15 protein-coding genes are annotated in these 15,059 nt (G+C 40.0%); 8 read left to right on the top strand and 7 right to left on the bottom strand.

Features of this window, described 5'->3' with window-relative positions:
- The first annotated feature begins 156 nt into the window (after positions 1 to 156).
- The 3 genes from HDC92_RS20875 (at position 157) to HDC92_RS20865 (ending at position 3,562) form a co-directional block, all read left to right on the top strand.
- Positions 157 to 1,314, top strand: coding sequence for a homogentisate 1,2-dioxygenase (locus HDC92_RS20875; protein ID WP_015809083.1), 1,158 nt, complete (start codon positions 157 to 159; stop codon positions 1,312 to 1,314).
- Between the two features lie 71 nt (positions 1,315 to 1,385).
- Positions 1,386 to 2,516, top strand: a complete 1,131-nt coding sequence (gene hppD / locus HDC92_RS20870; protein WP_183876939.1) for a 4-hydroxyphenylpyruvate dioxygenase — start codon at positions 1,386 to 1,388, stop codon at positions 2,514 to 2,516.
- A gap of 125 nt (positions 2,517 to 2,641) precedes the next feature.
- Entirely contained in the window at positions 2,642 to 3,562 is a 921-nt protein-coding gene (locus HDC92_RS20865; RefSeq protein WP_015809085.1) for a YihY/virulence factor BrkB family protein, read from the top strand.
- On the opposite strand, the gene HDC92_RS20860 is transcribed toward HDC92_RS20865, so the two are convergent.
- Both HDC92_RS20860 and HDC92_RS20855 read right to left on the bottom strand, forming a co-directional pair.
- Entirely contained in the window at positions 3,559 to 3,834 is a 276-nt protein-coding gene (locus tag HDC92_RS20860; protein ID WP_015809086.1) for a hypothetical protein, read from the bottom strand. The genes HDC92_RS20865 and HDC92_RS20860 overlap by 4 nt on opposite strands.
- A gap of 111 nt (positions 3,835 to 3,945) precedes the next feature.
- Positions 3,946 to 4,533: a porin family protein gene (locus HDC92_RS20855; protein WP_015809087.1), complete on the bottom strand. Its 588-nt coding sequence runs from the start codon at positions 4,531 to 4,533 to the stop codon at positions 3,946 to 3,948.
- 228 nt (positions 4,534 to 4,761) lie between these two features.
- Here HDC92_RS20855 and HDC92_RS20850 point away from each other — a divergent pair, with 228 nt between their 5' ends.
- Positions 4,762 to 6,528, top strand: a complete 1,767-nt coding sequence (locus HDC92_RS20850) for a histidine kinase N-terminal 7TM domain-containing protein (RefSeq protein ID WP_183876938.1) — start codon at positions 4,762 to 4,764, stop codon at positions 6,526 to 6,528.
- Between the two features lie 30 nt (positions 6,529 to 6,558).
- On the opposite strand, the gene HDC92_RS20845 is transcribed toward HDC92_RS20850, so the two are convergent.
- Complete coding sequence (locus tag HDC92_RS20845) at positions 6,559 to 6,855, bottom strand: hypothetical protein (RefSeq protein ID WP_015809089.1); 297 nt, start codon at positions 6,853 to 6,855, stop codon at positions 6,559 to 6,561.
- A gap of 110 nt (positions 6,856 to 6,965) precedes the next feature.
- Between HDC92_RS20845 and HDC92_RS20840 the strand changes: the two genes are divergently transcribed.
- Positions 6,966 to 8,012: a tetratricopeptide repeat protein gene (locus HDC92_RS20840; RefSeq protein WP_183876937.1), complete on the top strand. Its 1,047-nt coding sequence runs from the start codon at positions 6,966 to 6,968 to the stop codon at positions 8,010 to 8,012.
- On the opposite strand, the gene HDC92_RS20835 is transcribed toward HDC92_RS20840, so the two are convergent.
- Genes HDC92_RS20835 through HDC92_RS20825 form a run of 3 tightly spaced genes read right to left on the bottom strand, consistent with a single transcriptional unit; the run spans position 8,013 to position 11,147 of the window.
- Entirely contained in the window at positions 8,013 to 8,597 is a 585-nt protein-coding gene (locus tag HDC92_RS20835) for a riboflavin synthase (protein ID WP_015809091.1), read from the bottom strand.
- An 11-nt stretch (positions 8,598 to 8,608) separates the two neighbouring features.
- Complete coding sequence (gene accC / locus HDC92_RS20830; RefSeq protein WP_183876936.1) at positions 8,609 to 10,099, bottom strand: acetyl-CoA carboxylase biotin carboxylase subunit; 1,491 nt, start codon at positions 10,097 to 10,099, stop codon at positions 8,609 to 8,611.
- A 13-nt stretch (positions 10,100 to 10,112) separates the two neighbouring features.
- Positions 10,113 to 11,147, bottom strand: coding sequence for a threonine aldolase family protein (locus HDC92_RS20825; protein WP_183876935.1), 1,035 nt, complete (start codon positions 11,145 to 11,147; stop codon positions 10,113 to 10,115).
- Positions 11,148 to 11,469: 322 nt separating this feature from the next.
- On the opposite strand from HDC92_RS20825, the gene HDC92_RS20820 reads away from it, so the two are divergent.
- Positions 11,470 to 12,330, top strand: a complete 861-nt coding sequence (locus HDC92_RS20820; RefSeq protein ID WP_015809094.1) for an N-acetylglucosamine kinase — start codon at positions 11,470 to 11,472, stop codon at positions 12,328 to 12,330.
- Between the two features lie 89 nt (positions 12,331 to 12,419).
- Here the strand turns inward: HDC92_RS20820 and HDC92_RS20815 are convergent, their stop codons facing one another.
- Entirely contained in the window at positions 12,420 to 13,109 is a 690-nt protein-coding gene (locus HDC92_RS20815; protein WP_015809095.1) for an NUDIX hydrolase, read from the bottom strand.
- 117 nt (positions 13,110 to 13,226) lie between these two features.
- Here HDC92_RS20815 and pfkA point away from each other — a divergent pair, with 117 nt between their 5' ends.
- Together pfkA and HDC92_RS20805 are read left to right on the top strand one after the other, a co-directional pair.
- The gene (gene pfkA, locus HDC92_RS20810; RefSeq protein WP_015809096.1) at positions 13,227 to 14,213 is read left to right on the top strand and encodes a 6-phosphofructokinase; all 987 of its coding nucleotides are present in this window, start codon (positions 13,227 to 13,229) and stop codon (positions 14,211 to 14,213) included.
- A gap of 1 nt (position 14,214) precedes the next feature.
- Positions 14,215 to 15,057, top strand: a complete 843-nt coding sequence (locus tag HDC92_RS20805; protein WP_015809097.1) for a hypothetical protein — start codon at positions 14,215 to 14,217, stop codon at positions 15,055 to 15,057.
- Positions 15,058 to 15,059 lie beyond the last annotated feature (2 nt).

The raw sequence follows: 15,059 nt of genomic DNA, 5'->3' as shown, positions 1-15,059 counted from the left end.
CGCACAAGCCCTGGCCGCATTCAGGTATGCCATGCTTTCCAAAATCATTTTTGCGCAATATTCCTTCTAGCCTATCCCTTTAGTGCTTTTTGATAAAACGTTTTCAGTGTTTTATCGTTATAAATATTATTCTAACCAATTAACTGACTTATTGCAATGCCTATCTATCATACATTAGGGACTATCCCTGCCAAACGTCATACTGTTTTCCGTAAGCCCGATGGGAACCTTTACGCTGAAGAACTTGTTTCTACAGAGGGCTTTTCCAGTTTATACTCGCTGGTGTATCATTGCCACCCTCCTACCATTGTTAAAGCCTTAGGGGAACCATATTCAGTTGAACCTAAAATTGCCAGGGAGAAACATTTGAAACATACCAGTCTGCTTGGCTTTAACATTAAACCGGAAGATGATTACCTGAAGAGCCGCAAGCCTGTACTGGTAAACAGCGATCTGCACATTTCGCTGGCTGCACCGAAAAAATCCATGACGGATTATTTTTATAAGAACAGCCAGGCCGATGAAGTCATATTTATCCATGAAGGTACGGGGACATTAAAGACAGGTTTTGGCAAAATCCGCTTTGGCTATGGCGATTACGTGATTGTACCTAGGGGCACCATTTACCAAATTGAATTTGATGATGAAAAAAACAGGTTATTTATTGTAGAGAGTTTTAGCCCGATCCGTTCGCCCAAACGCTACCGCAATGAATACGGACAGCTGATGGAGCATTCTCCTTATTGCGAGCGTGACATCAGACGGCCATCTGATCTGGAAACCATAGATGCTTATGGCGATTTTAAGGTGTTGATAAAAAAACAGGGCCTGATTTATCCTTATATATACGGTACACATCCTTTTGATTTTGTGGGTTGGGATGGCTTTCATTATCCTTATGCCTTTTCTATTCATGATTTTGAACCGATCACAGGAAGGTTGCATCAGCCTCCCCCTGTGCACCAGACTTTTGAAGGACACAATTTTGTGATCTGTTCTTTTGTTCCCCGCAAATACGATTATCATCCTTTATCGATACCAGCCCCCTATAACCATAGTAATGTAGACAGTGATGAGGTGCTGTATTATGTGGACGGTGATTTTATGAGCAGGAAAAGTGTGGTAAAAGGACAGATTACACTGCATCCGGGAGGTATTCCCCATGGGCCGCACCCGGGCACAGTTGAGAAATCAATAGGCAAGGAAAGTACGGAGGAACTGGCTGTGATGATAGATCCCTTCAGGCCCCTGATGCTGACAGAAGATGCGTTGGCAATAGAGGATGAGGATTACCACAAAAGCTGGCTGGAGTAAAAAATACTGATTTTTTTGGTTAAGCAGGGAGCAAGTAAAAAGAACTAACTATTATTTTAATAAAAACTAAGATGTCAACACAAACATTTGCAGAAAAAATTGCCAAAGCGCAGGATTTTCTTCCAATAAATGGAACGGATTATATAGAATTTTATGTGGGCAATGCCAAACAGTCTGCACATTATTACAAAACGGCCTTTGGCTTCCAGTCGCTTGCCTATGCAGGGCCTGAAACAGGTGTACGCGACAGGGCCTCGTATGTATTACAGCAGGGAAAGATCAGGCTGGTGCTCACTACAGCTTTAAAATCGGAGGGCCCGATTGCGGAGCATGTTAAACGGCACGGCGATGGCGTAAAAATACTGGCCCTTTGGGTAGATGATGCTTACAGTGCTTTTGAAGAGACCACCAAAAGGGGCGCAAGGCCTTACCTGGAGCCGGTAACCCACACAGATGACCATGGTGAGGTCCGTATGTCGGGCATCTACACCTATGGCGAGACCGTACATATATTTGTTGAACGCAAAAATTATAGGGGCAGCTTTATGCCAGGGTATGTAGACTGGAAAAGCGATTATAACCCTGCAGATACAGGTTTATTGTATATAGACCATTGCGTGGGCAATGTAGGCTGGAACAGGATGAACGAAACAGTGAAGTGGTATGAGGATGTGATGGGTTTCGTAAACATCCTTTCTTTTGATGATAAACAGATCAATACGGAATATTCTGCACTAATGAGCAAAGTGATGAGCAATGGAAATGGGTATTCTAAGTTTCCGATCAATGAGCCGGCTGAAGGGAAGAAGAAATCGCAGATTGAAGAATATCTGGAATTTTACGAAGGCGAAGGGGTGCAACACATTGCTGTGGCAACAAAAGATATCCTGACCACAGTAAGGGACTTAAAAGCTCGAGGGGTTGAGTTTTTGAGTGCACCCCCTGAAGCCTATTACAATATGATGCCTGAACGTGTGGGCGAGATTGATGAAGAAATGGCACAGCTAAAAGAACTAGGCATTTTGGTAGATTGTGATGAGGAAGGTTATCTGCTGCAGATCTTTACCAAACCTGTTGAAGACAGACCGACCTTATTTTTTGAGATTATACAGCGCAAAGGTGCACAATCTTTTGGGGCAGGGAATTTTAAAGCCCTATTTGAGTCTTTAGAACGCGAACAGGAACTAAGGGGGAATTTATAGGCGACTTATTTATCTATTAAAAAATGAAGAGGGAATCCAGATCCGGATTCCCTCTTTTTTATACAAGGTAATGTCAGGTATTAAAAAAAATAGTTATTTTCGGGCTTCAAGGCTATAAGCGGGGAATGGAAATCAACTTACTTCAAAGAACAAAGCTTTTTTTTATCAGGTTTAGTGCTGCTTTCAGGCTATTCCAGAAAAATGACCCCCTGCGTTTGGCCGGTGCTACTGCTTTTTTCACAAATTTTGCATTACCCCCGATTTTACTGATCCTGATCAGGCTGTTTGGATTTTTTATGGACAGGAAAACACTGGCTGCACGCCTGTTTGAACGGCTGGCCAATATATTGGATGATGACAGTACAGGGCAAATCAGACAAACACTCAGAAACATCAGAGGGATTGATCACCAGTGGTATGCCACACTGATTAGCTTTGTTTTTTTCCTGTTTGTAGCTACCACCCTTTTCAATGTAATCAAGAACTCCATGGACCAGATCTGGTCTATTGGCAAAAAGGAACATGTAGGCTTTATGTTTACCATGAAATTAAGGGCAAGATCAATGGTGATCATCCTGCTGGCAGGCCTCCTGTTCCTTGTCGGATTTTTAACCGACAGCATACAAGCTTTTATTGGGGCTTATATCAATACTGCAGCACCCACATTTGGCAAGTTCTTTTTATCGGTACTGAACCAGCTGTTGTTTATAGCCATTGTGATGGTATGGTTTACTGTACTGTTCCGTTTTTTGACCAATGGCAGACCAACATGGAAAGCTGCTTTGCGTGGTGGCATACTTACAGCAGTACTGTTCACCTTTGGCAAGTATATTCTAAGGATATTGTTGCCGTTAAGCGGTATCGGAAATGTTTACGGCACATCAGGATCTATTGTACTGATCATGCTGTTCGTATTTTATTCTTCATTTATATTTTACTTCGGCGCCTGTTATGTGAAGGTGCTGAGTGATGACAAAGAAACACCGATACGACCTATTAAAGGGGCGTATAATTATGAAATAAAAGAAGTAATAAAAGGAACTTAATCGCTTATGGCCACCTGTTCAAAGCCCTGCATTTCGAATACAGCCAGCTTGTTGAGCAGGTTGTAGTGCAAAGTGCCAAAGAAATTAACAATGCCATCCTTATTTTTTCCTTCAATACAAATACTTTCTTTTATCACTTCCTGGTGTTTTAAATACTGGTCGGAAAGAATAATTTCTTCGTCCTGAACTCTGACATCCGCAGCATCTATTGAAAACTGTTTAAGGAGCTCCAAAAAGCTCTTTCCATTTAAAAGCAACTCTTTAATATTCATAGCCGTATTGAATTAAGTTAGGGAGAAATACCAGATCAATTATGAAGCCAAAAAAAAGGGCAAACCCTTTAGATTTACCCTTTTACACAAAATGTGGAAAAATTCTATTTGCTAGAACAGTCTGTAAGCCAGTCCGAAAGTAAAAAGGCTCAATTTAGTATCGTTATAGCCATCTTTTCCAATTTTGGAAAGTCCGGTTTCATATCTGAGATCAAGACCTAATTTTCCGACATCTACACCTGCACCAAACTGCCATGCAAAATTCTGTCCTTTAAAATTGCCTTTAAATACACTTCCAGCGGCCTGCCCGAATGACTGCTCATCATCCAGGATAAAAGAAACCACAGGCCCCGTGTTTAACCTCAGGCCAACTCCTGCGGCACCCAGTTTTGTTCCTACCAGTACAGGTACATCAAGACTGGTAAATTTCACTTTGTTTTCCTGCCCGCTGGCATCTTTTAATGTTGTATTTTTTCCGCTTAAATAGAGCTCAGGTTGTAAATGAATTCCTGCAGCGCCAATACGGGTCCATATACCTGCATAATAACCGGCCCGGTTGTCACTGCTAAAAGTATTATCGGTACTGAGTTTAGAAAGGTTGGCTCCTGCCTTCAGCCCCAGCTGGAAACTAGGCAATACCTGACTAAATGCTGCCAGGTTTAAAGAGATAAACAATGCGGATAAGATTATTTTTTTCATTTGTTTTATGATTAGTTTAAGTATGATAGTCCAAGCAACAATAAGGCCATTAAGTTTTCATTAAACGACCATATCATTATATAGTTTCACCTAATGATAATTTTTTCATTGAATGACACGTAAAACTAACAATATTTTCAATTGAAAACTAAATTACGTAGTTTTATCCTTACATCACTAATAATGCTTCGTATACTTTTAACGGGATTAATCATCATACCTATTTGAATGGATTTTACATTTAATTCCTACGCCAGTATCTTAATCTTTTGCGGTATTATCACACTTCTGTTTTCTTACAATTTATTTGGAAAAAAGGGAGAAGCGGTAAAGCTTTTTGGCTATATGATGCTCTCTAATGCCATATGGTCTTTAGGTTACGGCTTTGAACTGGCCAGCAGCACGTTAAGCCAGATGAAGTTTTTCATCAACGTAGAGTACCTGGGAATTACTACCTTGCCAATGAACTGGTTTTTGTTTTGCTTGCAACTGGCAGGAAAGGATTGCTGGTACAAGAAAAAAATAAACCTGGTCATGTTACTGGCATTTTCCTTACTTACCATTGTACTGGTATGGACAAATGACTATCACCACCTGCAGTACCGCAGCCTGAATGTAGATCATTCAGGACCATTTCCAATGGTTATGATTACACCGGGTATCTGGTACAGGGTATTTACCGTTTATTTTTATTTGCTGCTGGGACTGGGGAGTTACCTGATCCTTGTAAAATTCAGGAAAGCAGATCCGATTTACAGAAGGCAGAATTATACTATCTTTTTCGCGGCATTGATTCCATGGATGACTAACCTGGCCTACCTGTTGGGCATACGCCCACTTGAAAACCTGGACCTGACCCCCTTTGCATTTATTGTTGCTATCTTTTTAATTGCCATCGCCATTTACCGTTTTAAACTGTTCGACATTTTACCAGTGGCAAGGGAAAAAGTCCTTGATCTGATCCAGGACGGCTACCTGGTTTTAGATGGGCAGAACAGGGTGATCGATTATAACCTGGCTGTAAAAAAATACCTGCCCAATGAACTGAAAGATAAAATTATCGGCATGCAGGTTGATCAGTTATTTCCCGGTCAAGAGGATTTACTCCGGTTCATCACTGCCCATAGTTCAGGAAAAATAGAAATGAAAGTACAGCTGGACAAAGGGATATTTGATCTGGAAGCAAACATTATGTACCTGAATGAAAATCAGCTAAACAATGAGGCAACTGTTGTAAAAATACAGGACCTGACAGCAATACGCGAAGAGGCTTTAAGATCTAAACTGCAAACAGAAGAGCTTAAAAAGTTAAATCAGCTAAAGGACAAAATCTTTTCTATTATTGCCCACGACCTAAGGGGACCACTTGTAAACCTGTCTGAAGTACTTAAAATGGTAAATACGGGTATGATCTCATTGGATGAATTCAAGAACTTATCCCCTAAACTGAGCCGGGACATTTTATATACTACAGATCTTTTGGAGAACATTTTGCATTGGTCCAGAAGCCAGTTAAAGGGCTATGGCATTAATAAAACATTCTTTGAACTGAGAAGCATGATCCTGAATGAGGTGAATTATCATTTACCCTCGGCAGCTATCAAAAAAATTAATATTGTGCATGATGTATTTCCTGGCATGATCGTATATGCAGATATGATCATGATACAAATTGTGGTAAGAAATATTTTAAATAATTCTATTAAATTTTGCAGGGAAGCATGCGAGATCCACATTGGTGCAGTGTACCAACCAGACCATAGAATGATGATCTGTATTGAAGACAACGGCCATGGTATGCCACCAGAGATACTGGCTTCACTTTTTACAGGTACAGGCAGTTCTACAAGAGGAACCATGAATGAAAAAGGTACTGGCCTGGGGCTGGTAATCTGTAAAGATTTTATGGAGCGGAACAATGGGGAAATCATTGTAGAAAGCGAAATCGGTAAAGGCACTAAGTTTTATTTGTACCTGCCTGTTGACGAAGGATAAATAAAAAAGCCCCTTTCGGGGCTTTTTTATTTATCCTGTTGCTCCATTAATGGCCTGCTGTTCTTTTAAAGCATCTACATTATTTTTACTGCCAAAATTCTGGGTTTTATCTGCAAAATAGTCCAATATACTTACTATTGTATCCAGGTTATCTGCAACACGCTGATGCATATCAGAAAGATCTTTCTCCAATCTTTTATCACCCAATTCTATATTGTCAACTTCAATTTTCCCTATCTTCTGAATAATTGCCTGCTGTGAGTGCTGTAAGTCGCCCAGCTCTCTCACAATCTTCTCCATTAATTCAAACTTTTTCAAAGTATCCATATGCTCTATATTAAAATTAACATTCTATTTATTATCTAATCAACCAATTACCTTGCCAATATGTTTTTATAATTTGGTAGTATATCCGGTTTTTGCTAATTTCCCCCGGTATGAAGCAGCTATTCCTTTTGATTTTTACAGGTATTATTTTTCAGTTTGCCCAGGCTCAGACATCAGAAAAGCTGGACCAGGAAAAATTACTTCAATATTATGAGGCACAACAATATCATGAAGCGGTACAATACCTGCAGTCTGTATATAAAGACAGTACCGATGTTAAAAAGCTGAAACAACTTGCCTATGCAAGTTTGATGTCTGGAAGGCTTTCTGAGGCAGAAAAACACTACCTGAACCTATACAAACAATTGCCTGAAGATGCAGGTGTATTGCTGGCATTAGGTACCATTAGTGCAAACTATGGTCTGAATGCAAAAGCAAAAGCTTATTTTTTAGCTGTATTAAATACTGACAGTACTAATTTCAAAGCTTACAAACAGCTTGCTAAACTGGAAAATGATTTGTCCAGCACTGAAAAAATGACCTATTTACTGAAAGCAAACCATCTGGATACACTCGATGCAGAAGTATGTGCTGATCTTTCAATGGCCTATTTCAGAAATAATCAATTTAACAAAGCTGATGAAATCTTAAAGAATGCATTGAGCGCAGACAGTGCAAATTTACTGCTGTTAAATGCAAAAATGCCCATCAGTTTGACTTTCAAAGCATACAGTGAAGCCATAGCTATAGGAAAAAAAATATTGGCTACACAAAAAGTGCCTTCAGAACAATTGTTGCTTCAAATGGCCCAAAGCTATCGTGGCCTGCGTGATTATAAAAATGCTGCCGTGTATTTGAAGCAGGCTATAAAAGAAGGAATATCTACCAAGACAGCTTCTTATTATGGCCTGTTGGGAGATACTTATGAAAACATGAACCAAAATAAAGAAGCACTTGAAGTATATAAAAGAGGTCTTTTGTTTGAAAATAATGGGAGCCTTTATTACAACATTGCTTTAATATATGAGAACAAGCTAAACGATAAAAAAAATGCCATAAGCTATTATTCTCAGTATTTAAACAGCATAAAGGAACCTGAAAAACAAAAGCGGCATATCGCCTACATTAAAAATAAAATTGAAGAATTAAAAAGGTGATCACCTGTTGACCAACCGGGCCACATACTTACCGATAATGTCAAACTCTACATTTACGGCATCACCAACTTCGACTTCCTGTAAATTGGTATGTTCAAAGGTATAGGGAATTATAAATACTGAAAATTCATCGGCTGCAGAGCCAACCACAGTTAAACTGATGCCATTAAGGCATACCGAACCTTTTTCAACGGTAACATTGCCATTAGCGGCATCGTATTTAAAACGGTATTCCCAACTGCCATCCAGTTTTTCTCTTTTGATACAGGTAGCTGTCTGGTCTACATGCCCCTGAACTATATGTCCGTCCAGCCGGCCATTCATTTGCATGCAACGCTCCAGGTTAACCTTATTTCCTATTTTGAGGTACTGCATATTGGATTTTTCCAGTGTCTCCTGTATGGCTGTTACCGTATGGGTATCATCTGTTAAGGCCACTACAGTTAAACAGACTCCGTTATGGGCTACACTCTGGTCTATTTTTAGCTGGTTACTGATGGCAGATTGTATGGTAAAATGAAGATTGGTACCTTCAGTTTTAATATTTTTAACTACTCCTAATGTTTCTATTATTCCCGTAAACATATATCAATTCACTATTTATTTAACCTGTTTCTTCTCCAGTTGAGGGCATTGGCCTGGCCTTCCTGTAACGGTTGCGGTGCTGCAAGTGGCTGCTGTTTGAAAAAAAATGCTCCCATCATAGCTGCCAATAAAGCTTCGTCTTCATTTTGCACTTTCGGGCTATTGGCCTTAAAGTATTTAGCTACAAAATGCGTATCGAATTTACCAGACTTAAAGGCTTCATGCTGCATCACAAATTTACCAAAACCAAGTGTGGTTTGAATACCCGTGATCTGGTATTCACCAATGGCACGGACCATCCGTTCAATGGCTTCTTCCCGGTCTTTACCATAGGTAATGAGTTTGGCAATCATCGGGTCGTAATAAATCGGGATTTCCATTCCCTGCTCAAACCCGTCATCTACCCTTACGCCATTGCCCTTAGGAGTTTTATAGGTCTGCAACACACCTATATCCGGCAGGAAATTATTTTCAGGATCTTCAGCATATACCCTCAGTTCTATGGCATGCCCGCTAATGTGCAGATCTTCCTGCTTATAGCTTAGTTTTTCTCCCCTGGCAATTTTTATCTGCTCTTTTACAAGGTCTAAACCCGTAATCATTTCAGTTACCGGGTGTTCTACCTGCAAGCGGGTATTCATTTCCAGGAAGAAAAAGTCCAGATTTTCATCCAGGATAAACTCCACTGTACCAGCACCTACATAATTTACTGAACGGGCCACATCAACTGCACATTTGCCCATCTTTTCCCTTATTTCAGCTGTTAAAATGCTTGACGGTGCTTCTTCAATTACTTTTTGGTGTCTGCGCTGAACAGAACACTCCCTTTCAAAGAGGTGTACAATATTTCCATGGGTATCGCCCAGCACCTGTATTTCTATGTGTCGCGGAGAGGAAACATAACGTTCGATAAACACGGAACCATCTCCAAAAGCAGACAGGGCCTCACTTACGGCCAGTTGCATCTGCTCTTCAAATTCAGCAGCTTTTTCCACAATACGCATTCCTTTGCCCCCACCTCCGGCAGCAGCTTTGATCAGGATAGGGAAACCTACTTCTATTGCTCTTCGTTTAGCTTCTTCAACATCCGTAATGGCTTCTTCAGTACCAGGGACCATGGGAATCTGGTATTTCAATGCCGCAGCTTTTGCAGAAAGTTTATTGCCCATGATTTCCATGGCTTCTGGTGTCGGACCTATTAATGTCAGACCAGCTGCTTTTACCAGCCGCGCAAAAGCAGCGTTTTCTGATAAAAAGCCATAGCCCGGATGAATGGCTTCTGCCCCGGTAATTTTACAGGCTTCAATAATTTTTTCTCCGATGAGGTAAGATTGATTTGAGGGTGCCGGACCAATGCATACTGCCTCATCCGCATAGCGCACATGCAACGATTGCCTGTCAGCCTCAGAATATACAGCAACCGTTTTGATGCCCATTTCTTTTGCAGAACGCATGATACGCAAAGCAATTTCCCCCCTATTGGCGATAAGAACTTTCTTCATTTATACCTCGATGTTATTTATTAGCTGATACATGCAAATGTATTATGTTTTCTACAGCCTTGTCTATCATTTCGGAAGAAATGTTTAAATGTGTCACCATTCTTACGGTTTTTGGTCCTGTTACATTACAGGCAATGCCTTTTTCGGCCAGCTGATGCACCAGATGGGCGGGTTCTAGTCCTTCTGCTACTTCAAACACCACAATATTGGTTTCAACAGGCAATACCGAAGCTACATAATTTACATTGTTCAGCGCATCAGCCAAGGCCTTTGCATGTTTGTGATCGGTTGAGAGTCTGGCTATATTATGATCCAGCGCATAAATACCTGCGGCTGCTAAAAACCCTGCCTGACGCATTCCGCCACCAAATGCCTTACGGATATTGACTGCCTTTTTTATGGTTTCTTTTGAGCCCAGCAATACAGAACCTACCGGGGCACCAAGGCCTTTTGACAGGCATACAGAAATCCCGTCAAAATATTGTCCATAGTCTTTTGCATAATCTCCGGTTGCTGTCAGGGCATTGAATATTCTTGCCCCGTCCAGGTGAAGTTTTAGCCCCTTTATGTTACATAAAGTATGGATGGGCTCTATCTGCGATAAACTGTAACAGGCTCCCCCACCTTTGTTAACTGTATTTTCGAGTACAACCAGGCTGGAATGCGGGTAATGTACATTCTCATCATTGATCTCAGGTTCAATAAGTTCGGGTGTCAGTATTCCCCTTTCCCCATTTAGCAACCTTACGGATGCAAGAGAGTGATAAGCAATCCCCCCTCTTTCATAACGGTACACATGGGCAGTCTGGTCGCAGATAACCTCATCCATAGGATTGGTAAAGCACTTGATGGCAATCTGGTTGGTCATTGTTCCCGAAGGGCAAAACAAACCAGCTTCCATATTAAACATAGCAGCCAGTTTATGCTCCAGGGCCTTTACGGTTTCATCCTCACCAAATACATCATCTCCCACTTTTGCGCTCATCATGGCATCCAGCATGCCCTGATCAGGCGTTGTGACAGTATCACTTCGAAGGTCTACATTCATTGGGTTGTTCTTTGATACAAAATTACTCAAGCTGTTTTATATTCCCAGCTTTTATGTCCTAAAACTTAACAATAAAAACGTTAAAAAACAAGGGTTATTTGTGCCGGGAATTTTAAATTTGGATTTTAAAATAACAAACGTAATTTAGCTTAGTGTTTATTTGACAATATCCTAAGCTAAAAAACCTAAAAAAACACGTTTAAAAAGCAATTAAGCGCAGAAAAACGATTACCTAACCAAAATCAAAAAAATAAATTTATGAGTAAAACTTATACGAAAGTGACGCGATTATTTACTTTTATCCAGAAAAAAACGAATTAAGATGATAGTTATTGCAGACGGCGGTTCGACCAAGACCAATTGGTGTTTAATTAATGAAGCTGGTAGAAAAATTCTTTTCAATACAGAGGGCTATAATCCATATTTTTCCAAAACTGAATATATAATAGAGTCGCTAAGAAAATCTCTTCCCGACCATTTAGAAACTGAAAAACTGACAGAAGTAAATTATTATGGCGCTGGCTGTTCTACAGAGACCAACCGCAAAATAGTTTCAGATGCCATGCAAGAGGTTTTCCCTAATGCAAAAATAAATATTGGTCACGATTTAATGGCCTCTTGCCGCGCTTTATTAGGTGATGAGCCTGGTTTTGCAGCAATATTAGGCACAGGTACCAATTCATGCTTATACGATGGTAAAGACATTACGTTAAATATAGACTCATTAGGTTACTTTTTGGGTGATGAAGGCAGTGGCTGTTTTATCGGAAAAAAGATCCTGGGCGATTACATGAAGGGTTATATGCCTAAGGGTTTAAGAGAAACATTTTATGATAACTTTGCACTAACAAACGAGGATATTTTTGATCACATTTATAACAAGCCACTTCCTAACCGTTTTTGTGCTGGTTTTAGCAAGTTTTTGTACGACTTTAAAGACAACTACGAAGACTATACCTTTAATACGATCGACTATGCTTTTACTGCATTTTTCGACAACCTGGTTATACATTACCCTAATTACAAAGACTATAAATTAAATTGTGTGGGATCTGTAGGTTACAGTTTCAGGGATGTACTGAGCGTAGTGGCCGACAGATATGAGATGGGCATCGGCAAAATCATCCGTTCTCCTATAGATGATCTTGTAGATTATCACCTGCACATAGCCACAAAAAAATAGCTTAAAGCAGGTTTATAAAAAAATCCCAAAAGCTGGCTTTTGGGATTTTTTTATTCAGGTAAAACTCAGTTTAACAAGCGTTTCCAATATTAAAATGAAATTTCCTTGCCAAATAACTTTGCGTATTTTCTTTTATCAAATTTATAAAGGGTTGCAGCCCGGAAAGACACCCCATATTGCTTTTCGTTGAGGTCTCTCAGCACACCAAAACTTAGCATCTTTTTCCGGAAGTTCCTTTTATCCAGCTTTTTGTTCAGAATCACTTCATAAACATTCTGGAGCTGGGTAAGGGTAAATTTTTCCGGCAGGAGTTCGAAAGCTATGGGTTGGTGTTTAATCCTCCTTTTTATCTTTTCCATTCCTTTTTCAAAGATCTGCTGATGATCGAAGGCCAGCCTTGGCAAGTCTTTTACATTTCTCCAATACGCCTGTTTGGCATAATTGCTGATCGGTTTTACAATCTTATCACCACCTAACCTCAACAATGCGTAGTAAGCTATACTGACAACCCTACCCTGGGGATGCCTGTTTACATCGCCGAAGGTATAATATTGCTCCATATAAATGTCACTAAGGCCAGTAAGCTCGTGCAGAATCCTGGTGGCACTCTGGTCCAGACTCTCATCTTCTTCAACCAGGTTACCCGGCAAGGCCCACCAATCCTTAAAAGGTTCTTCGTTTCTTTCAATTAAAAGAATTTTCAATTCTCCTTCGTCAAATCCGAACAGCACACAATCAATCGAGAAAGTGGAATTAAATTTTGGTAAGACTTCTTTCAAAACATTAAATTTTTAAATATTAAAGCAAATAAATATACTTGTTTCCTATTAACATAGGAAAATAAAAAATAAATTACTTAGTGTAAAAAATACACGCTATATTCGTAAATATAAATCATGAAACCAAATATCAAAAATATCGCCGTATTAACATCTGGAGGAGATGCTCCCGGAATGAACGCGTGCATCAGAGCAGTAGTCCGAACCGGAATATACAATGGTATAAATATGTTTGGAGTTTTGCAAGGATATCAGGGATTAATCAGCAATAATATTAATCCGATGGATGCAAGATCCGTTAGCAACATCATTCATCTTGGCGGTACCATTTTAAAAACAGCACGTTGTCTGGAATTTAAGACCGATGAGGGTATGGCACTTGCTTATGAAAACATGAAGGCGCGTGACATAGACGGACTGGTGGTGATTGGCGGGGACGGAACTTTTACCGGCGCCAAACGTTTTGGCGAGAAATTTGGCATCAGGGTAATGGGGGTTCCGGGTACCATTGACAATGACCTTTACGGTTCTGACTTTACGTTAGGATACGATACGGCCATCAATACCGTTATCGAAGCAATAGATAAAATAAGAGATACTGCTGATTCGCACGATCGTTTGTTCTTTATTGAAGTAATGGGTAGGGATTCGGGCTGTATTGCTTTAAGAAGTGCCATTTCAAGTGGAGCTGAAGCCGTATTGCTGCCTGAAAAAGAAACCAGTTTAAATGAACTGATCAGCATGCTGGAAACAGGTGCATCTACAAAAAAAACATCGAGTATTGTAATCGTATCTGAAGGACATAAAGATGGCGGAGCCTATGAAGTGGCAAAAAAAGTTAAGGAAAGATTTAACCATTATGACACAAAAGTCACTATCTTAGGCCACCTTCAACGCGGGGGCAGTCCAAGTAGTTTCGACAGGATTCTGGGTAGCAGACTGGGATTTGCAGCCGTTAATGAATTGCTAAAAGGGAACACCATGGAAATGGTTGGCCTGAGGGGCAATGAAGTTAAAACCACCAGCATCGAAGAAGCCCTTACCAGGCATACTTTTAAACTGGAAAGTGATTTATTGGAAATGACTAAAGTTTTATCGATATAATATGATAGCAGTAGTATACAGCGGATCGAAGACAGCTTTCTGGAAGATTGCCAGAGACGGGAAGACGATTGCCGAATGCAGTATGCCGGGCATAAACCCTTGCTTTAATGATCAAAAAACCATTCTTCAATACCTGAATAAAAAGGCAACACTGATCAATCATGCAGAAAGCATCAAAAAGATCTACGTTTTTGCCGCTGGTGCTTCGTCTGATGAACGCAGGGATGAACTGGCCGAAACATTGGGCATGTTCTTCAGGTACAGCAAGATCAGCGTTAAGGACGACCTGTATGGTGCTGCGCTGTCTGCCTGCTTTAATAGCAGTGGCATTGTAGGAATTTTAGGCAGTGGAGCCAATTGTGCTTATTTTGATGGTAAAAAACCTGAAAAGAACAATTACGGCCTGGGCTATGTTTTTGGAGACGAGGGCTCTGCCAATTATTTGGGTAAAGTGATTCTAAAACGTTTTTTACAGAAAAAACTTCCGGCAGACCTGTTAAAAGAATTTGAACTTAAATACAATCTGGACAGACCACAGATACTTGAAAGAATATATAAAAAACCGATGGCACAGCAGTTTTTGAGTTCTTTCTTTGATTTTTTTCTGGAAAACAGGGAACACAAATATCTGCTTGAAATTATTGATCATGCTTTTGAACTTTATTTTCAGACTTATTTATTGCCAACTATTAAACTTCATCCTGGAAAAGAAATACATTTTGTAGGTCTTGTTGCTGGAAATTTTCAGGATCAGTTACGGGCCACTGCTAAAAAACATGGCCTTGAGATTACATCAATTACGAAAGAACCTATATATAATTTACTAAACTACTATTCAAATTAATA

The sequence above is a fragment of the Pedobacter sp. AK017 genome (assembly GCF_014200825.1).
Taxonomy (GTDB): Bacteria; Bacteroidota; Bacteroidia; order Sphingobacteriales; family Sphingobacteriaceae; genus Pedobacter; species Pedobacter heparinus.
This window is presented reverse-complemented; position numbering and strand designations above follow the sequence as displayed.